The sequence below is a fragment of the Streptomyces sp. NPDC093586 genome, from assembly GCF_044764905.1.
In the GTDB taxonomy this organism is placed as follows: domain Bacteria; phylum Actinomycetota; class Actinomycetes; order Streptomycetales; family Streptomycetaceae; genus Streptomyces.
Map to the genome: position 1 here is coordinate 16,968 of NZ_JBIWJA010000048.1, position 18,641 is coordinate 35,608.

Here is an 18,641-nt window from a genome sequence, read left to right on the forward strand (position 1 = left end):
CGCGGTGCAGAATTGCTCATATGGACACCGACGGGACGCCCTGCCTGTTCATGGCAGTGTCGGCCGGGAAGCGGGCGGACCGGCATCAGTCTCCCGAGCCGGACTGAGTGTTGCAGGTGAGGATGCCGGTGGGGCGGCGTCCATGGGTGGACGGCGACGTCTGACGATCCGCAGTCGGCGTAAGCTGACTTCACCCAGCAGCTGGGACAGTTCGCCGCTTGGAATGTGGAATCGCGATAGAGGCTTCCTTGTTGTGCTGGCTGCCTCACGCGCCACAGTGCATGTCGATGGGGGAGGGTGCGGCACTCCGCTGCCCCCCGGGTCCTGCCTGCGCGCCCGGCCCGGAGCTGCAAACGCCCCAGCGCCGTAACCGGCCAGGCCGCTCACCACCGGCAGAGAACTTACGCCGGGTGTAAGGAAAAAAATGAACAGCCCGTGTCCGTGACATAGGTCGTCGAGCGGTGGTCTTACATGCGGGACACCTGGGAATAGAAGCCACGAGCGGTGGCCGGTGTAAATGCGCAACTCGCCAGAGTGTCGGACGTCCGACACTCTGCCTCAGCTGTCCTGCTGTCCTGCGGTCCTGCTGTCCTGCGGTCCTGCGGTCCTGGGGCGTGGAGGAGCCGCTGGCCGCCGACGTTCAGCTGGTCGTATCCGCGCTTGCGGCGAATGCGATAGCGCATGGCTCCGGGGGGTCGAACTGAGGATCGCGGTGACGACGGGGCGCATCACGGTTGAGGTCTCAGACGAGAACCGTGCGCCGGCCCGAATGGGCGACTCGCGGCCTGACGACCCGAGAGAGCGAGGACTGATGATCGTGGCGGCACTTGCGCAGAGCTGGGGAGCGAGCGGGAACGGTCGCACGACATGGGCCGCATTCCCCTTCTCGCCTCCGCCAGGCTGATCCAACCAGGAGGCGTTGCTTCCCTGCGTAGTCAGCAGCCGACGGGATTGTCGGGCGCGTCCTCGGTGATGGTTCGCAGCAGTCCTTCGACGCCGTGGAGGAAGGTTTCGGAGATCCGTTTGGGGTCGAAGAGGCAGCCGGCTGCCATGGCGCCGTCGCGGAGCATGACGAGGTGTTGGCCGGCGGCTGGGGCCTCGGCTTCGTTGGTGCGTGCGAGCAGGTCGGTGAGGGTGGTGAGGAACCACTGCCGGTGGGCGAGGACGGCTTGGTGGATGGGATGGGCGGGGTCGAAGTATTCGGCGGCGGCGTTGAGGAAGGCGCAGCCGCGGAAGCCGGGGGACTGGATGCTGTCGGTGATGGTCCTGGCGACGGCGCGGACCTGGTCGGGCGGGGACGGGGTGCTGGCGATGGCGGTGGTGATCTGAGTGCGGATGGCCTGGTCGGCTTGGTCGAGGTAGGCGAGGACGAGTTCTTCCTTGCCGGCGAAGTGGCGGTACAGGGTGGCCCGGGTGACCTGGGCTTCGGCAGTGATCCGGTCGATACCGACGGAGTGGATGCCCTCGGTGTAGAAGATCCGGGTTGCCGTGTTCAGGAGCCGCGTACGCGCCTCGGAGATGGTGCCGCCTTGTGATTTCTTGCTCATGACCTCTAGCTTACCAAAATGATAGAACGTTCGGTCTTGACAGATGGTGCGACAGCGCGTTGAATCACCATAACTAGACAGAACGTTCTCCCGTCGTGGTGGTGTCCCCGTGGTTCTCCGTCGCTACCTCCTCTTCGTGGGCTTTGCCCTGGCCGTCGTGACCGGCTCGGCGAGCGCCCTGCCGTTCATCGCCTCCCATGCGACGGCCGCCGTCGGCGCCACGTCCGGAAGGGAGGCTGCGCAGGTGCAGACAGTGGAGTCGGGGACGGAATCCGACTGGACGGTGGCGAGGATCGTGCCGAGTTCCCCGCGGGACTGAACCGCGCGAATTCTCGTCTCTTGCGCGTTCTTCACATGGATGGTCGGGTCTTTCAATTGCCTCCGGTGAATACCTCGGTGGCGTGCTCGCGGGGTCGGTTTTGGCGAGTGCACGAATCTGGCCATGCCTCCCCCTTCTGTGGAGTGAGCGTTACATGCAGCTGTCGTAACGCGGGTCCTCGAGTTCAAGCTGACCGATTACCGAGCCTCGGGGTCTGTATTTTCTGCGCTGCAACAGGACGCACCACAGCATCGCGCCGGCGCGGGCGGAAACGACGTCCACCCATCCTCTTGAGATCGAACACGAATCCCTCGATGATGTGGGACGTGCGCATGATCGCGCGGGTCCGACGGTGTGCCCATCTCGATCAGCCTCGGTCGGAAGGTCATCGAGCGGATGCGGAAGCTCGGCATCGTCCTCATCCCGCCGGGGATCAGCGGTACGGTGCCGCCCGGTTTCGCCGAGCGCTGGGCCGGCTCTCGCACCGTTGCGCAAGGCCGTTGGTTCGAGGACCTCGTCGTCCCGGTACGGCCGGACCGGCTCGACCATCGATGCGTACGCCGCCGTGGCGCAGATGTTCTACACCGAACAGCGAGCCGCGTTCGGCACCGCTGCCATGTGGGCGGTGTACCCGAACTCCATTCTGGCCGCGGCGTGCACGACGGCGTCCACGCTGAGCAGGTGCTCCAGCCGGGCCGGGGGAGCCGTCGAGTAGCCATGGGGCAGCTCGATCAGGTCGCCCCGCACCGGTTCGGCTTCCACGTCGGTCACCTTTCGCGCGCTCGCGGCCGAGCGGGCCAGGGTGACGACGTCGTGGCCATCGGAACGCAATCGGCGTATCAGGTGCTGACCGACGAAGCTGCTGCCGCCGGTGAGAAAGACGCGCATGAGCCCCTCCTCATCACAGGTGGTGGGCTCGACGGTCCGCTCAGCACAGGAAGCCCTCGTAGTGGTGTTGCTGGAGCTGGCTCTCGATCTGCCGCACCGTTTCCAGACCCACACCGACGATGATCAGGATGCTGGTTCCGCCGAACGGGAAGTTCTGGCTCGCTCCCGTCGTGGCCAGCGCGATGGTGGGGATGAGCGCGATGAATCCCAGGTACAGCGCGCCGGGCCAGGTGATTCGATTGAGCGTGTAGCGCAGGTAATCGGCGGTCGGCCGCCCGGCCCTGATCCCCGGAATGAAGCCCCCGTACTGCTTCATGTTGGTCGCGACCTCGTCCGGGTCGAAGGTGATCGTGACGTGGAAGAACGCGAAGAACACAATGCGCACGGAGTAGGTGGCGATGTAGGTCGGGTGGTCGCTCTGGGCGAACGTCCGGGTGGCCCAGGCCTTCCATTCCGAGTCGCCGCTGGAGAACTGGGCCACCAGCGAGGGGATGGAGAGCAGTGAGGAAGCGAAGATGACGGGGATGACACCCGCCTGGTCCACCTTGAGTGGAATGTACATGGAGGTGCCGCCGTAGGAGCGCCGGCCGATCATGCGCCTGGCGTACTGCACGGGGATGCGGCGCTGGGCCTGTTCGACGAACACGACGAGGCCGACCAGGGCCAGAGCGACGAGGATGACACCGCCGAGCTCGATCCAGCCGTCGGCCAGGGAGCCCTGTTCCTTGATCGCCCACAGAGCAGCGGGAGTGGTGCTGACGATTGAGATGAACATCAGGATCGACACCCCGTTGCCGATGCCGCGGTCGGTGATGAGCTCACCGAGCCACATCACGACGGCCGTGCCGGCGGTCATGGTGATGACCATGGTGATGGTGGTGAAGACCGAGCGGTTCGGGACGACCTGGCCGGCGACGGCGCAGTTCGGGAACAGCGCGCCGCTGCGGGCGGTGGCCACCAGACCGGTGCCCTGAAGGACGGCGAGTGCCACGGTCAGGTACCGCGTGTACTGCGTGATCTTCGCCGTGCCGGTCTGGCCCTTCTTTTTCAGGGCTTCCAGGCGTGGGATGACGACGGTCAGCAGCTGCAGGATGATGCTGGCGGTGGTGTAGGGGAGAATGCCGAGGGCGAAGATGGTGATCTGCAGCAGGGCGCCGCCACTGAACAGGTTGACCAGCCCGAACAGCCTCTGATCGGTGGAGGTCTGGTCGATGCACTGCTGGACCGCCCGGTAGTCGACGCCGGGGATCGGGACGTGGGTGCCAATGCGATACACCACGATGATCCCGAGCGTGAAGAGCAGTTTCCTGCGCAGGTCAGGCGTTTTGAACGCGTGGGCGAACGCCACGAACACGGTGCCTCCCACGACCCTCCGTGCAGCGCCGTCGTGAGGGTCATAGATTTCCGATCGGCAACGGCACATCGGCGACGGCTGTCGCGTCAGTGTGGAAACCAGCCGCACGGGGGCGGTGACGGCTCCCCTCAGCGCCTGCGACCAAACGTTCTGTCTCGCCCTACCGTGAGTCTTCGTGTTGCCACCGTCAAGACCGAACGGTCTCCCTCGCGTGGAGGGCGTGCGGTCGCGGGAAAGCCGGCCCGGTACCCCATCTGGACGGTGCGCCCGCATCCTGCGAACTTGCTCACTGCGCAACTGCGGTCAGGAGTGGACTGTTTGAGCCACTCGGAGATCGATGACCTGCTGTACGGCGTTCGCGGCGGATCCCTACCCGGCATCATCTCGCGGTACGAGGACCTCGGGCGAGTCTTCAAGGACAAGAAGTCCGAGTCGGTCTATGGAAGCTCGTGCGGGCGCAGACTCATGTGAGTTATGCGCGTGATGTCAGGTGTCCGGCAACGAGCGCATCTCATCAGTCATTTCGGTCACTTGAGGAGCAGGCGCACGGCAGATGACACGGCCGTCGATGGGTGAACTTCCCGGCGATTGCGCCGTAATCATCGGGGTGCGGCGCCCGACTTGCTGGGTCACATCGCTCCGGTCGGCGCCCGTTCGTACGATGGGCCCGTTCTGAAGGACGGCTGCACGCAAGCACGGAACTCGGGGCCGGGGCAATTCCCGCTGCAGTCTCAGAACTTGTCATGCGCGACACGTAGGTCCAGATCCGGGCCGCCGTGACGGCTTCACGCCGTGCGGGCTGCCACCGGTCGAGTGCCGCGGCAGGCGACGTTCGCCCGGTGAGGAGCGGCGTCCGGTGCGTGCTCCGGGGGCCCCGGCCGGAGGCTGGGGGAGTGTCGGCCGGAAGCCCTCGTACTGGACGTACTCGGGCTTCCGGCCGGTGCGGCGAGTGGGGGCATCCCCTCCGGGGGAGCGTGCCGGGCGTCGCGACGGGGCGAACGTCGCCTGTTGCGGCACGAGTTCCTCCGGTGGCAGCCTCGCGTCCTGCCAGGGCCGGCCGTACGGGCCGGCGGGGCACCGCGCCCCGGTCCAGGAGGCGCCGTGCAGGGAAGGCCGGTGCTACTGGCCGGCCGGTGCGCACACGGAGTCGGTCGCCGTCCTGAGCGCCTGCCGGTGGAGCGCGTCCAGGTGGTCCGCCACCGCCCCCGACACACCGGCCAGCGTGAGCTGCACCGTGCAGGCGATGGGCTTGTCCCGCACGTGCTCCGTGGCCTTGAGCTCGGCGAGCAGGGCCGTGGTCAGCCGGTCGAGCCTGGTGCGGATGGCGCCGAGGTCGGGGCGTGTCGTGGGGGCCTCCTCGGGGTGAGCGGTCCAGCGGGCGAACAGACCACGCTGCACGACCTTGCTCGCGGTGATCTGGTCCCGGAAGAACGCGACCGCCGCGTCCGCGTCCACTCCGGCGGCGTCGGCCTGCTTGCGCACCGACTCCAGCACCTGTGCCTCGCGCACCGGGTCCTCGATCGGCGAGCCGGTGCCGAACTTGGACGCCGCCACGTCGTCACTCACCAGGATGCGCTCGATGACGAGGTCCGTCAGGGGGCCGAGCTTGCCGATCGGCGTGCTCGTCGTGCCGCTCACGGGCCCGTTGTTCGTACGCGCGTCCGCGTCCGCTGCCATGGCCTGGGGAACGGTCACCGCCGTGGTGACCAGCAACAGCCCCAAGGTCGCGGCGCAGCGAGTCGTCCGATTTCGGAGGTTCAATGAATTGCCTCGTCTCGATGTGTGGAGGGATGGTCGCCCGACCTCTTACGAGGGGTCCGGCAGGGGAATGGCCTTGAAGACGTGGTCGGGATCGAAGCGGTGCTTCACTTCGAGCAGCCGTGCGGTGTTGGGGCCGTAGGCATGTGCGATCTGCGAGGTCTCGTCCGGGCCCAGCAGATTCGGATAGCCGCCCGGGAGGGCATCGGAGGCGAGAGCGCAGGTCAGTTCGTCGGCCCAGGCGCGGTGTTCCGCTGCGTGGATGTCGCTCGCGTCCCACAGGGCGATGCTCTCGATCATGAGGTGCGGGTCGCGGTTGCCGAACGCCGTGTCCGGGACGGGGACGCGCGTCGCGGCTCCGTGCAGGCTGTGTACCGACACCGCCGAGTAGGGCGAGGTCAGCGTGTCTCCCGCGAGGCTCAGCATGTCGCGCACTCCCGGGGTGAGTGACGGCACCGAACGCGAGCGGATCACGACGTGCCGTCCGAAGGGGAACAGCGCGTCGATGCCGGCCAGCATGTCGGAGGTGGTGGTGGGCCCCACCTGCGAGACGAGGGGTGTGCCGAGGGCGTCGAGCTGTGCCACCGCGCGTTCTCCCGTCACGGTGTCGTCGCCGCTCCAGGTGGGTGAGAGGAACACCGCGGGCTTGCCGTCGGGCCCGGGCAGGACGCCGGACTGCACCGTCAGCTCGTCCGGGCTCTCGGCCAGGACGTCCGACAGCGCGGTCAGTACGGTTTCGTCCTGGTCCCACGGGAACAGCACCAGACCGGACAACAGCGTGGGCACACGGTGCAGGCGCACCCGCATCGAGGTGACGACACCGAAGTTCCCGCCGCCGCCGCGCAGTGCCCAGAACAGGTCCGGTTCCCTCTCGGTGTCGGTGGTGACGACCGAGCCGTCGGCGAGGACGACGTCAGCGGACAGCAGATTGTCCAAGGCGAGCCCGAAGCGGCCGCTGAGCGGCCCGTAGCCCCCGCCGAGTGTCAGGCCCACCATGCCCACGGATCCCGCCGAGCCCGTCGCGGCGGTCAGGCCGAACGGCTGGGCGGCGGCCACGACATCGGCTGCCGTGGCCCCTCCCGACACCTCGGCGACCTCGGCCACGGGGTCGACCGTCACCCGGCGCATGGCCGAGAGGTCGAGGGTCAGGCCGCCGTCACTCAGTGCCCTGCCGGCCCAGTCGTGGCCCCCGCCGCGCACCGTCAACGGCACGTCGTGCATCCGCGCGGCATGGAGGGCGACCTGGACGTCGGCCTGGTCGGCGCACCGGACGATGACGCCGGGACGAGTGGACACGGCACCGTTCCAGATGCTCCGGCCGGCCTCGTAGTCGGGTCCGGTGGTGACCACCCGTTCCGCCTGTACGAAGCGTCGCAGAGTGTCGATGAGGCGGGCGACGGGTTGTGGGTCGGTGGCAGGCATGGGACCTCTTTCTCTGTTGCTGAGCAACGAGCGTGGCCGGTCGGGCAGTTGTCGGCCGCCCACGTCGGCGGGCACCGGGCAGGTCCGGTCGGGGCGGCCCGTGGAGGGGCAGTGACGCGAGGGAGGCGTGGCGCCGGGTGTCACGCGGGAACGTCCTCGATCAGCGGATCCGGCGGGCCTGAGGGATGGTCAGGCTCCCAGGGGCCGGAGAGGAGCGAACGTTCTGCCTTGTCATCATGGCAAGGTTCGTTCACGACTGTCAAGACCGAACGTTCTCCATCATTGCATGCCGGGCTCGGGCTGCGCGCGCCGCTCAGGACGTGCGCCTCCCGCCGCTGGACGCCGTCGCGGCCGTGACCTGGTCCTGGGTGCCGAGACGGCCGATCCTCGCGAGGGTGTGGTGGCCGGTCCGGGTGGTGAGGACCGAGCCGAGCACCGACACCTCCATCGCGCCGCCGAGTGAGTGGAGGAAGGTGTCACCGTGGGGGCTCGAGGTGCGGCTGCGGATCGTCGGCCTGAATTGTCGGACGCGGCGCCACCGTGCGGGCGATGGCCTCGGTGATCGCCCGCACGGTGACGGCTGCAGGGGGTGTCGCTCTCACGGGCCGGCCGGCGGAGTCCGTCCGCGTGCCGCGTAGAGGGACGGGACTCGGTCGCGAAAGCGAAGATCACTCCCAGGGCCCCAAGTCCTCCCCGGGGCCGCAGTGGCTCCGAACAGGAGGAGGGCGCCCGTGGTGACGACAGTGCGCCACAGGGTGCGAAGTCTCATGACACGTCCCGCCTCTCAAAGGTGGAAGGAGCGGTGGCGGAACATCCTGGAGAGAGCGTTCCGCTGCTCGCCACTCTGGCAGGCGCCCACCGAGTGGTCAATGGAGAACGTTCTGTCTTGCCGTGAGTCGCTCACCACCTCCGGCGGGCATCGCGATCACGCGCCTGTCTAGGTGGGTAGAACGTTCGGTCTTGACAAGTCGAGGTCTGCTTGCCAGGCTGCAGAGCAGAACGTTCAGTCTCTCTGCGGGTGGTCAGTGCGTCACGCGACACACCGAACCTGAACGTCGTCCCCCTCGCATCCACCGAAGGATCAACGTGACCAGCAACGCTGCTGCGCCAGCCCTCGCAACCGGGACAGCCTCCGCCCTGCGCAGGCTGTACTTCGTCCGGTTCGCTTTCGCCATCGTCTGGGCCCTGGTGATGTTCACCATGGCCGAGGAGATCAGCCCCGTCGCGGCCGTGCTGCTGGTCGTGTATCCGCTGTTCGACGTCGGTGCGGCCGTCGTCGACGCGAACGCCACCCGCGAGACCCGATCGCCTGTCCTGCTCTACGTCAACATGGCGGTCAGCCTGGTCGCCGCCGTCAGCGTGGGCATCGCTGCCACCTCCGGCATCCCCGCGGTGCTGCGTGTATGGGGAGCCTGGGCGATCGTGTCCGGGCTGGTCCAGCTGATCGTGGCCGTTCCGCGTCGCAAGCTGGGCGGCCAGTGGGCGATGATCCTCAGCGGCGGCATCTCGGTGCTGGCCGGAGGCTCGTTCGTCGCGTCCGCCGGTGCCGACAACCCGACGCTCGCCAGTGCGATCGGCTACGCCGTCCCGGGCGGCATCTTCTTCCTCATCTCGGCCCTGCGCCTGGGCCGCGCCGCCAAGGAGGCCTGACATGAGCGACCACACCTACGACGTCGTCGTCATCGGTGCGGGTCCTGTCGGGGAGAACGTCGCCGACCGGGTGGTGCAGGGCGGGCTGAGCGTCGCCATCGTGGAGCGCGAACTCGTCGGCGGTGAGTGCTCCTACTGGGCCTGCATGCCGACCAAGGCGTTGCTGCGCAGCACGGCCGCGCTCCGTGCCGCCCGGCAACTGTCGGGATCGCGAGAGGCGGTGACCGGTGACCTCGACGTCACGGCGGTGCTGAGCCGCCGTGACTCCTTCGCCTCGAACTGGAACGACGACGGGCAGGTGTCCTGGCTCGACTCCGTCGGGATCACCTTGCACCGGGGCCAGGGGCGGATCAGCGCCGACCGGGTCGTCGAGGTCACCCACGAGTCCGGCGTCACGACCACGCTGACCGCACGTCACGCGGTGGTCGTGGCGACCGGCAGTGCCGCACTGCTGCCGGACATCCCCGGTCTGCTCGAGGCGAAGCCGTGGAGCAGCCGGGAGGCCGCCGCCGCGCGCACGGTTCCCGGCCGGCTCGCCGTCATCGGCGGCGGCGTGGTGGCGTCGGAGATGGCGACGGCGTTCGCCGCTCTGGGATCGTCCGTGACGATGCTTGCCCGTGACGGTGTCCTACCGCTCGCGGAGCCCTTCGTCGGCGAGCGGGTCACCGAGTCACTGCGGGAAGCCGGAGTCTCGGTGCGCCTCGGCGCGGAGGCCGGGGCCGTGAAGCGGGACGACGACGGTACCGTGCACATCACGCTCACCAGCGGTGAGGACGTCCACGCCGACGAGGTCCTCGTCGCGATCGGCCGTACACCGAACACCCAGGACGTCGGACTTGACGCCGTGGGACTGACACCGGGTGCGTGGCTCACGGTGGATGACACCCTGCGGGTCGTGGGGAAGGACAAGGCGCCCCTCGACGGCGGGTGGCTGTACGCCGCCGGCGACGTCAACCGGCGTGTACTGCTGACCCATCAGGGCAAGTACCAGGCCCGCGCGGTGGGTGACGTCATCGTGGCGCGCGCCAAGGGCGAAGCGGTGGACGACAGCCCGTGGGGCCGCCACGCGTCGACAGCCGACGAGCGCGCGGTGCCGCAGGTGGTCTTCACCGAGCCGGAGATCGCGTCGGTGGGCCTGACCGCGGCCGCGGCCGAGGACCTCGGCATCCGGACCCGCGTGGTCGACTACGACCTGGGTGCCGTCGCCGGATCGGCCCTGCAGGCCGACGGGTACAAGGGACACGCCCGCATGGTCGTCGACGAGGACCGCAAGGTGATCGTCGGCTTCACGCTCGTCGGCCCCGACGTCGCCGACCTGCTGCATGCCGCGACGATCGCGGTGGTCGGCGAGGTGCCCATCGACCGGCTCTGGCACGCGGTGCCGGCGTTCCCCACGGTGAGCGAAGTGTGGCTGCGACTGCTGGAAGCGTACGGACGCTGATCGTGCGACCGAAGCCTCGTCCCGGGCGGCTGCGAAGGGACGAGAGGACGGGAGGAGGGCAGGGGGCGGCGCCCACAACCAGGCGTACTACGCGGGGGATCACCGCCGCCGCGCCTGGTCTGCGACGCGCCCTTGCCGAACCTCGTGAAGTACAGACGGGACACAGATCATCCGACAGAAGGGATCGAGTCGATGCACCCACGTTCCACGGACAAGGATGGCGGGTCGCCGCCCGCATCGGGGAGCCGATCCCCGGACAGCGGTGACAAAAGCGCCGGAAGCACGGACTTGCAGTCGATGTACCTGCAGGACGGCCGTGTGCTCGAGTTCGCCGTTCGAGGGCCCGAGCGCGGACCGGCCGTTCTGTTCCACCACGGCATGCCGGGCTCGGCGGTTCCCATGGACTCCGTCCTCGACTCGGTCACTGATCGGGGATACCGCGTCGTCACCTACTCCCGCGCCGGTTATGGCCGCTCCAGTCCGCTGCCTGGACGTACTCTCCTGGGCACAGCCGAGGACTGCCGCACGCTGATGGATCACCTGCGGGTCGATCAGTATCTGGTGGTGGGCTGGTCCGCGGGTGGGCCGCACGCGTTGGCCGGCGCGGTGGGGGACTCGCGGCGCGTGTCGGGAGTGCTGCTGATCGCATCGTTCGCACCACACGATGCCGAAAGACTCGACTTCGTCGAAGGCATGGGCATGCAGAACACCGTTCAGTTCGGCAGCGCGTCCAAGGGGGAGGGGGAGCAGCGCGCGGTGGTATCGCACTTGGCAGCGCTGGTCCGGGACACCCCGGCTGATCTCGCCTCCGGGATCGCCAGTCTGCTGCCTCCGCCGGATGTCGCCGAGGTGACCGGTGCTTATGGCGCGGACAGTGCCGTGCACCTGAAGCACGCTCTCGCGGCCGGAAACGAGGGGTGGGTCGAGGACCTGCAGGTACTGACCAGGCCATGGGGCTTCGACCCCGGGGACGTGATCGCTCCCGTCGAGCTGTGGCACGGAGACGTCGACCGGATGGTGCCGGTCGCACATGGGCAGTGGCTGGCAGGGCGTCTGCCGACCGCCCGCGCCCACATCGAGAGCGGGCACGGCCACATCTCGATCGCCGTGGGCAGCCTCGGCGACAAGCTCGACCTGCTCAGATCGAGGACGTCCTGACCATGTGACGCGACGGAGACAAGCCGCGCGGTCCCGGCAGGGAGCACGCTGGTCGAGGCCGGTCCTCGCCGCCCGTGAGCCGTGCGCCCGGCCCGCCGCTCCGCGTAACGCCGCTGACACACGTGACCACCGAGACAGGGGGGGGTGAGGCGCTCACCGTGCCGCTCTCCCGACCCCAAGCGCGTAGGGAGCTGTCGTGTCATCGAAGAAGCTCGTGGACTACATCATCGTCGGGGCTGGGGCCGCGGGATCGGCGTTGGCTCAGCGGCTCGGCGCGAATCCCCACAACCGCGTTCTGGTGATCGAAGCCGGCGGCACGGACGAGCATCCGCACCATCGGATGCCGGCGCCGTACGCCCAGGAACCGACGCGTCCGCGATACCGGGACCAGCACGCACCCCAGCCGCTCGCGGTGAGGCGGCTGGGACACAGGCGCATGGGCGGCCTCATCGCGGGTGGCTCGACGGCGGCCAGTGGGACGGGCCGGGGAGGGGAAGCGGACCACGACATGTGGGAGACGCCCGGCGTGACCGGCTGGAACCGGGCCCGTTTCCTGGGGGCCTACACGGCTATGGAGCGGCATGCCGCCCGTGCCACCGGACCGCACGACGACCGCGGCCGTCAGCCGGCCGAGGTGGTGAGCCCGCCCGACGCGGCCACTGAGCTGTGGATCCGGGCTTTGGCACGCTGGGGGATCGACACGGAGGAGGATGTCGACGAAGGTCCTGAAGTGACGGCGGACCTGCCGCGATCGATGCCGACCGGTGCCTGGACGAGTACGTTCCGCACGCTTGCGCGCAGGCGGGCGCGGCGGCGCAACGTCCGTGTCCGCTCGCACTGCACAGCCCGGCGCATCCTGTTCGACGGCACGACCGCGATCGGGGTCGAGGCCGAAACCCCCAGGGGCACGACACAGTTCACTGCCCGCCGTGAGATCATCCTCTGCGCGGGCGCGGTGGGCAGTTCCCTGTTGCTCGAGCGAAGCGGCGTCGGGGACCCGGAGGTGCTCACCACGGCCGGCGTCCATCTCGTCGCCGCGAATCCGGCCGTGGGCAGCAACCTCAGACAACGTCGGGGCGCCGCATTCACCCTGCGGCTCGACGGTGTACCGGACCGCCGCGACCCGAAGCCGGTGACACCGGCCGCGCGGCTGAAGGCGAAGGCCGGCAAAGTACTGCGGCGTGCCGAGGCTCAGAGGGGCGGTGACACATCCGTCCTGGCCGTACTCGACTCGCAGGGTGAGGCGTCCGGCCCGGACATGGAATTGCTGTTCACCTCCACCCCGGTGGCGGACCGCGACGGTGACGGCGCCGGAGGGACCGGCCGCCCCGAGGAGGCGACCGTGACCTTCTGCCCCCAGTCGTCCACCAGCGTCGGTTCGCTCCACATCACGGGACCGACCCTCCAGGACCCGCCCCGGCTCGTGCCCGGCTACCTGTCCACCGATCAGGACAAGGAACGGACGGTCGCGGCCTTCACCAGGGCACGCGAGATCCTGGCGACCGAGCCGTTCGCGTCGGTGATGACCGAGACGTTCCCCGGGACAGACGTCGTTGATCCGGAAGCCGTACTGCGGTACGTGCTGGATCACGGGGTCACAGTGGACGCGGTCGGCACCTGTGCCCTTGGAACGGACGGCGTCGTCGACGACGAGCTCCGGGTGCGCGGCACTCACAGGCTGAGGGTTGCCGACGCATCGGTGATGCCGGCACTCACCACCGGCGACACGGAGGCGACGAGCATGGCGGTCGGCTGGATCGCCGGCGACATCCTGCGGAACGCGAACACCCGTAGCAGGTAGTGCAGTCAGGGGCGCCATTCGGACCAGGGCACGACGGGACCGCCGCTCTGTTCGAGGACGGCCGCCTGGTGCTCTCTCTGGAGAGGGAGAAAGACTCCTTCCCCTCCCCAGATACGGAGAGATCACTCCGAGCGTGGTGGCCGAGGCGACGGAACTCTGCGACGCGCTACCGGACGTCATATGCATCGGCGACCGCAGCTTCTTCAACAGCAGCACATGCAGTTGGCCCCACACCCCGGCCTCGTTCCACGCCGCCAGCCGCCGCCAGCAGGTCATCCCCGAACCGCACCCCAGCTCCTGGGGCAGGTACTCCCACTGGATGCCGGTGTGCAACACGAACAGGATCTCGCACAACGCCTGCCGGGCCGGCACCCGGGGCCGCTCCTCGGCCGGCTTCGGACCCGGTCCGGGCAGCAACGGCTCGATCAGCGACCACAGTTCATCCGACACGGCCCACGGCCGCGACTGACGTGTTCTCGCGGCCAGACCAACGACCATCCCAGTGCAAAGTCATATGATCAACAGCTTCTGTGGGGACCTCCAAGTCTCGCGGCGGGGCCTGCCACTGTCGCAACGAGATCGGCCCCTTCCTCGTGCCGATCACGACCGGTCACGGTAAAGCGCGGTCAGCAATTCGACCGCCGACTGGGTGGCTGGGTGCGGGTCGTCTCGCCACCAGACAAGGCGCACGGCGACGGGCTCGGCGTCGCGAACCGGGCGGTAGACGACACCGGGCCTGCGGTACTGGTGAGCGGTGGACTCCGGCGTCAGGCCGATGCATCGCCCACTGGAGATCACGTTCAGCCAGTCGTCGATGTCGTGGCTCTCTTCTGTAGCCGGGCACGCGTCCGGTGGCCACAGCTTGGATGTGGCGGTCCCGGTCCGCCGGTCGACGAGCAGAGTTCGCTCGCTGAGGTCGGTCAGCCGCAGTGAACGGCGCTTGGCCAGCGGATCGTCGAAGGACAGGGCACACATGCGTCGTTCCAGACCGATGATGGCCGTGTCGAACCGGCGGTCCTCCAGGGGATTGCGGACGACGGCGAGGTCGCAGCTCCCCTCTGCCAGGCCGGCCGTGGCGGAGTTGACGCGGATCAGATGGAGGTCGGTGTCCGGGTGGCTCTTGGCCCAGCGACGCTGGAAGGCCGGGGTGTGGCGACCGAGTGCCGACCAGGCGTAGCCCATCCGCAGGCTGGTATGCCCTGAGGTGGCCTCCCGAACCAGATTGTCGACCTCTCCGAGCACTCGCCTGGCGTGGGCCACCACCCGCAGCCCGGAAGTGGTCGGGGACACCGAGCGCGAGGTGCGCCTGAGCAGCCGTACGCCCAGTGCGCGCTCCAGCGACGCCAGCGTCCGGGACACTGCCGCCTGCGAGACGCCGAGTGCGATGGCTGCGTCGGTGAAGGTCCCCTCCTCGACGATGGCGACGAGGCAGCGCAGCTGCCGGAGCTCCACATCCATAACCCAAGTGTATAGATGGTGGCACTCGTGCATTTTGTGAAAGCGCCGATGGGCTACACGATCGGGGCATGCGAAGCTCGACTGCCACGGCCTCTGCATCCACCGCGCCGTCCATGCGCGCATCGGTCCCGGCACCTTCGGGCGGACGGCTGGCCGGCACGGCCACGATGGCCGCCAGCGGCCTGTCGAACCAGGTCGGTGCCGCGATCGGCTCGCTCGCCTTCCCCGTCCTCGGACCGGTGGGTGTCGTAGCGGTCCGTCAGTACGTCGCTGCGATCGTCCTGCTTGCCGTCGGTCGCCCCCGTCTACGGGACTTCACCTGGGCGCAGTGGCGGCCCGTCCTGGGGCTGGCCGTGGTGTTCGGGACCATGAACCTGTCCCTCTACACCGCCATCGATCGCATCGGCCTCGGCCTCGCGGTCACCCTGGAGTTCCTCGGCCCGCTCACCATCGCTCTCGCCACCGCCCGCCGCCGTGTCGACGCGTGCTGCGCTGTGATCGCAGCGGCGGGCGTCGTCACGCTGATGCGACCCCAGCCCTCGACCGACTACCTGGGCATGGGCCTGGGCCTGCTGGCCGCCTGCTGCTGGGCCTCCTACATCCTCCTCAACCGCAGCGTCGGGCGCCGTGTCCCGGGCGCCCAGGGCTCCGCCGCCGCGGCGGCGATCTCTGCGCTGATGTTCCTCCCGGTCGGCGCCGTCCTGGTCCTCAGGCAGCCGCCGACTGCCACCGCGGTCGGCTGTGCCGTCGCGGCCGGTGCGTTTTCCTCGGCGGTGCCCTACCTCGCCGACCTCTTCGCTCTGCGGCGCGTCCCCGCCCAGACCTTCGGCCTGTTCATGAGCGTCAACCCGCTCCTCGCCGCGCTCGTTGGCTGGATCAGCCTGGGTGAGGACCTGGGATGGGCGGCGTGGGTGAGTATCGCGGCGATCATGACAGCCAACGCGCTCAGCATCCTGGTACGGCGCTGACGACTACCGGCGTGCCACCACGGGCCGCGACAGTTTGCTCGAGGCGAAAGAACAGGCATCCCCCGTCCGGACGGCTGCTGCGCTCAGCCCTTGCGGGCCTTGATCTCCTCGGTCAGGGCCGGGACGACGTCGAAGAGGTCGCCGACGACGCCGTAGTCGACGAGGCCGAAGATCGGCTCCTCGGGGACCTTGTTGACGGCCGCGATGGTCTTCGAGGTCTGCATGCCGGCACGGTGCTGGATCGCGCCGGAGATGCCGGAGGCGATGTACAGCTGCGGCGAGACGGACTTGCCGGTCTGACCGACCTGGTTGGTGTGCGGGTACCAGCCGGCGTCGACGGCGGTACGCGAAGCGCCGACGGCCGCGCCGAGCGAGTCGGCGAGGGCCTCGATGACCGCGGCCTGCAGGGCGTCCACCTTCGGCACGACCAGGTAGTCGGCGTACTCGGGCGCCTCGTGGGTGAGGACCTTGGCCGCGCCGTGCTCGGTGAGCGGGGCGGCGGTGTCCGCGGCGCCGCCTCCCAGCGCGACAGCGACGGGCTCGCCGACGCGGCGGGCAGGGTCAGCAGCTCCGGAGTGGGCTTGCGGACAGCACCGTCCAGGTGGCCGATGTAGACGAGAACTTCTGCTGTCGGTCAGAACGGTGCCTGCCTCTTTTCGCGCTCAGGCGAAGGCGCGCTCCTGGATGAGTCGGCAGGTGCTCTACTGAGCGCCGCGGCGAGGTTGCGCGTGCCGTCCCCGTCCACATTGACCCGCTGGATCTGGTCCGGGTCGGGGGTGCGCAGGACTGCCGCGAGGTGGATGACGGCGGTCACGCCCTGCACGGCCCGGGGCAGCGAGGCCGGGTCGAGCAGGTCGCCCTCGACAACGGTCACGCCGTCGGGGACCTCCTTACCGGCACGTACCAGCGCCCGGCAGTCGAGACCCGCATCCACGAGGCGGCGCAGGAGGCGGGTTCCGACGAGTCCGGTACCGCCGGTGATCAGGATGGCCATGTTTCTCTTCTTTCTGAGAGCAGGTCGGTGAGTCGGTCTGTGGCTGTGCGGAGCACCCGCGTGGTCGTGTCGATGTCCGTCTGAGGGACACCGTCGAAAGCGACCTCGAGGATGCGGGTGATGGGGTCGGGCAGTTCGCGCCAGAGCGCGGCGCCGGCCGGGGTCAGGGACAGCACCTTCTGCCGCTGGTCGGTGGAATCGGGTGTCTGTTCCACCAAGCCCTTGCGGACGAGTGCCGCCACCACGCCGGTGAGGGTGGCGCGTTCGACCTGGAGCATGCGCACCAGGTCGCGCTGTGGCGTCGCCCCGGCGTTGGCAAGCTGACGCAGGACGTACCACTGGGTGGGGCCGAGATCGTAAGGACGGAGCACTGATTCGATCACCAGGCGCGAGGCCATGTGGTATTTCTTCGCCCAGACACCGGGGGAATCAGGGTGGGGTTCAGGGTGTTTGTCAGCCACCTGACGATTATCGTCGGGCATGAGGCACATGAGGCACATGAGGCACATGAGGCAGGGGCAAACGGGCTTCGAGGCGGGGGCCGCTGTCTGCGGCGGGTGGCGATGGCGTGACAGCGCCCGCGGTGTTGCCGTGCGCGCCGCGGCTGACGGGGCGGGGCATACGTGGTCCGCATCCGGCAGGGGAGACTGTTGGTCTCCTCGTACCCCTTCTCCGGCACGATGACGGTGCGGCCGGAGACCACACGCGTTCGCCCGATGCAGGCGTTGGGCTCCAACGCCAGGGTCGCACCGGCCGGCAGGATCGAGTCGCTGCCCATCAGTTGCGGCAGGTTGCGTGGCGGGGGACCGGGGAGCGTGGACACCGGGACGGCATCCTGTGCGTTGACCTCGGTGAAGCCGAGGAACGCCTGGGGATTGAGGCTGTGGACCAGCGGGGTCAGGGCCCAGCAGCCGGGTTCCCTCAAGGGTCGTTCCATCGCGTGGACGAGTTCGCGGAAGGTGATGCCGGCGCGCAGGACCGACAGCCCCGCTTCGTAGGAGGCGCGGGCCACGGCAGCGCACTGGGCGACAGCCGCCTCGGGCTTGCCGACCGCGACCGACACCTGCACCTGGGCCTCGGCGTTGCCGAAGGCGGGGAAGATCTCGGCCATGACCAGGTCGCGCGCCCCGATACGACGCACGGGTTCCGCCGTGGTGGTCCATCGGGGCGGCCCCCACGCGAGGCTGGGGCAGCCCGAGTCGAGGATCAGCGTCGGATACCGCACCCCGCAGCCGTGTCGCGCCAGTGTGGCGAGGACGGCGGCGTAGATCTCGGTTTCTGGAACTCCCGGAGCGACGGCCTCGAGCATCGCTTGGCAGACGGCCTCCGCCGTGCTCGCGGCCCACCACCGGACCAACGTGATCTCCTCGTCGCTCTTGGGCAGCATCATCTCGTTGAACGTCCACGAGATGGCGGCGGTCTCCCGGCCGGTGAGGTTGTCGGTCAGACCGCTCCAGAACCGTGCGGGAACGAAGCCGCTGAACTCCCCTGCGGTCTGCGTCTCCAGACCGACGACTCCGATGCGGCCGCGCGGTCTCCGCTCCCTGATCAGTCCGGCCACCGCGACGCCGTCCGGCCGGTGCAGTAGCGGTCGATCCAGCGCGCCGCACCGCGAGCGAAGCTGTCCTCGGCCCGGAAGATGCGTGTGCCTCCCCAGGTCACCGTGACCGGCGCCTCGACGCGGGGGAAGAGCACGTGGCTCTCGGTGTAGTCGTTGCTCAAGTAGTGCTCGTAGTGGTCGCGGCCGCGGAACCCGCCCGGCAGGATGAGATCGAGATCCAGTTCGTCCATCAGGGCGCGGGTCCGGGTCCAGCGGTGGTCGCGTTCCGCCGGTGACAGTGCGGGTGCCCCGTCGAGCAGATCGGTACGTACGCCGTTCATCG

Annotated in this window: 17 protein-coding genes and 3 pseudogenes; 7 read left to right on the top strand and 13 right to left on the bottom strand. The window is 68.9% G+C overall.

Annotated features, from left to right (window positions below):
* Nucleotides 1-935: 935 nt before the first annotated feature.
* On the bottom strand, nucleotides 936-1,547 hold the full coding sequence (locus ACIRFH_RS32445) for a TetR/AcrR family transcriptional regulator (RefSeq protein ID WP_403528782.1): 612 nt from the start codon (nucleotides 1,545-1,547) through the stop codon (nucleotides 936-938).
* A gap of 109 nt (nucleotides 1,548-1,656) precedes the next feature.
* Here ACIRFH_RS32445 and ACIRFH_RS32450 point away from each other — a divergent pair, with 109 nt between their 5' ends.
* A complete protein-coding gene (locus tag ACIRFH_RS32450; RefSeq protein ID WP_403528785.1) occupies nucleotides 1,657-1,866 on the top strand; it encodes a hypothetical protein in 210 nt (69 codons plus the stop codon).
* Between the two features lie 396 nt (nucleotides 1,867-2,262).
* Nucleotides 2,263-2,316 (top strand): annotated as a pseudogene (locus ACIRFH_RS32455) (hypothetical protein); the annotation flags it as partial.
* Nucleotides 2,317-2,445: 129 nt separating this feature from the next.
* Here the strand turns inward: ACIRFH_RS32455 and ACIRFH_RS32460 are convergent.
* The 5 genes from ACIRFH_RS32460 to ACIRFH_RS32480 form a co-directional block, all read right to left on the bottom strand.
* Entirely contained in the window at nucleotides 2,446-2,754 is a 309-nt protein-coding gene (locus ACIRFH_RS32460; protein WP_403528788.1) for an NAD-dependent epimerase/dehydratase family protein, read from the bottom strand.
* 40 nt (nucleotides 2,755-2,794) lie between these two features.
* Nucleotides 2,795-4,108: a preprotein translocase subunit SecY gene (gene secY, locus ACIRFH_RS32465; protein ID WP_403528875.1), complete on the bottom strand. Its 1,314-nt coding sequence runs from the start codon at nucleotides 4,106-4,108 to the stop codon at nucleotides 2,795-2,797.
* A 1,119-nt stretch (nucleotides 4,109-5,227) separates the two neighbouring features.
* Nucleotides 5,228-5,821 carry a chorismate mutase gene (locus ACIRFH_RS32470; protein ID WP_403528791.1) on the bottom strand — a complete coding sequence of 198 codons (594 nt, stop codon included), beginning with the start codon at nucleotides 5,819-5,821 and terminating at the stop codon, nucleotides 5,228-5,230.
* A gap of 93 nt (nucleotides 5,822-5,914) precedes the next feature.
* Complete coding sequence (locus ACIRFH_RS32475; RefSeq protein ID WP_403528794.1) at nucleotides 5,915-7,288, bottom strand: FAD-binding oxidoreductase; 1,374 nt, start codon at nucleotides 7,286-7,288, stop codon at nucleotides 5,915-5,917.
* 313 nt (nucleotides 7,289-7,601) lie between these two features.
* Entirely contained in the window at nucleotides 7,602-7,724 is a 123-nt protein-coding gene (locus ACIRFH_RS32480) for a hypothetical protein (protein WP_403528797.1), read from the bottom strand.
* A gap of 650 nt (nucleotides 7,725-8,374) precedes the next feature.
* Between ACIRFH_RS32480 and ACIRFH_RS32485 the strand changes: the two genes are divergently transcribed.
* From ACIRFH_RS32485 to ACIRFH_RS32500, 4 genes are all read left to right on the top strand, one after another.
* Nucleotides 8,375-8,938 carry a hypothetical protein gene (locus ACIRFH_RS32485; RefSeq protein ID WP_403528800.1) on the top strand — a complete coding sequence of 188 codons (564 nt, stop codon included), beginning with the start codon at nucleotides 8,375-8,377 and terminating at the stop codon, nucleotides 8,936-8,938.
* A gap of 1 nt (nucleotide 8,939) precedes the next feature.
* Nucleotides 8,940-10,379 carry a dihydrolipoyl dehydrogenase family protein gene (locus ACIRFH_RS32490; RefSeq protein WP_403528803.1) on the top strand — a complete coding sequence of 480 codons (1,440 nt, stop codon included), beginning with the start codon at nucleotides 8,940-8,942 and terminating at the stop codon, nucleotides 10,377-10,379.
* Between the two features lie 297 nt (nucleotides 10,380-10,676).
* On the top strand, nucleotides 10,677-11,537 hold the full coding sequence (locus ACIRFH_RS32495) for an alpha/beta fold hydrolase (RefSeq protein ID WP_403528806.1): 861 nt from the start codon (nucleotides 10,677-10,679) through the stop codon (nucleotides 11,535-11,537).
* Between the two features lie 196 nt (nucleotides 11,538-11,733).
* Nucleotides 11,734-13,338, top strand: a complete 1,605-nt coding sequence (locus ACIRFH_RS32500; protein ID WP_403528809.1) for a GMC family oxidoreductase — start codon at nucleotides 11,734-11,736, stop codon at nucleotides 13,336-13,338.
* Nucleotides 13,339-13,527: 189 nt separating this feature from the next.
* Here the strand turns inward: ACIRFH_RS32500 and ACIRFH_RS32505 are convergent.
* Nucleotides 13,528-13,836: pseudogene (locus ACIRFH_RS32505) on the bottom strand (transposase); the annotation flags it as partial.
* A gap of 102 nt (nucleotides 13,837-13,938) precedes the next feature.
* Nucleotides 13,939-14,796 (bottom strand): LysR family transcriptional regulator, encoded by an 858-nt coding sequence (locus ACIRFH_RS32510; RefSeq protein ID WP_403528812.1) that lies wholly within the window; start codon nucleotides 14,794-14,796, stop codon nucleotides 13,939-13,941.
* 68 nt (nucleotides 14,797-14,864) lie between these two features.
* On the opposite strand from ACIRFH_RS32510, the gene ACIRFH_RS32515 reads away from it, so the two are divergent.
* Nucleotides 14,865-15,764 carry an EamA family transporter gene (locus ACIRFH_RS32515; protein WP_403528815.1) on the top strand — a complete coding sequence of 300 codons (900 nt, stop codon included), beginning with the start codon at nucleotides 14,865-14,867 and terminating at the stop codon, nucleotides 15,762-15,764.
* 83 nt (nucleotides 15,765-15,847) lie between these two features.
* On the opposite strand, the pseudogene ACIRFH_RS32520 reads toward ACIRFH_RS32515, so the two are convergent.
* From ACIRFH_RS32520 to ACIRFH_RS32540, 5 genes and pseudogenes are all read right to left on the bottom strand, one after another.
* Nucleotides 15,848-16,374, bottom strand: a pseudogene (locus ACIRFH_RS32520) (FAD-binding protein).
* 24 nt (nucleotides 16,375-16,398) lie between these two features.
* Nucleotides 16,399-16,758, bottom strand: a complete 360-nt coding sequence (locus ACIRFH_RS32525; RefSeq protein WP_403528817.1) for an NAD-dependent epimerase/dehydratase family protein — start codon at nucleotides 16,756-16,758, stop codon at nucleotides 16,399-16,401.
* Entirely contained in the window at nucleotides 16,746-17,156 is a 411-nt protein-coding gene (locus tag ACIRFH_RS32530) for a MarR family winged helix-turn-helix transcriptional regulator (RefSeq protein ID WP_403528820.1), read from the bottom strand. The genes ACIRFH_RS32525 and ACIRFH_RS32530 overlap by 13 nt, the downstream gene beginning before the upstream one ends.
* A complete protein-coding gene (locus ACIRFH_RS32535) occupies nucleotides 17,138-18,319 on the bottom strand; it encodes a M24 family metallopeptidase (RefSeq protein ID WP_403528823.1) in 1,182 nt (393 codons plus the stop codon). The genes ACIRFH_RS32530 and ACIRFH_RS32535 overlap by 19 nt, the downstream gene beginning before the upstream one ends.
* Nucleotides 18,307-18,639: a hypothetical protein gene (locus ACIRFH_RS32540; protein WP_403528826.1), complete on the bottom strand. Its 333-nt coding sequence runs from the start codon at nucleotides 18,637-18,639 to the stop codon at nucleotides 18,307-18,309. Before ACIRFH_RS32540 ends, ACIRFH_RS32535 begins: the two co-directional genes overlap by 13 nt.
* Between the last annotated feature and the right edge of the window lie 2 nt (nucleotides 18,640-18,641).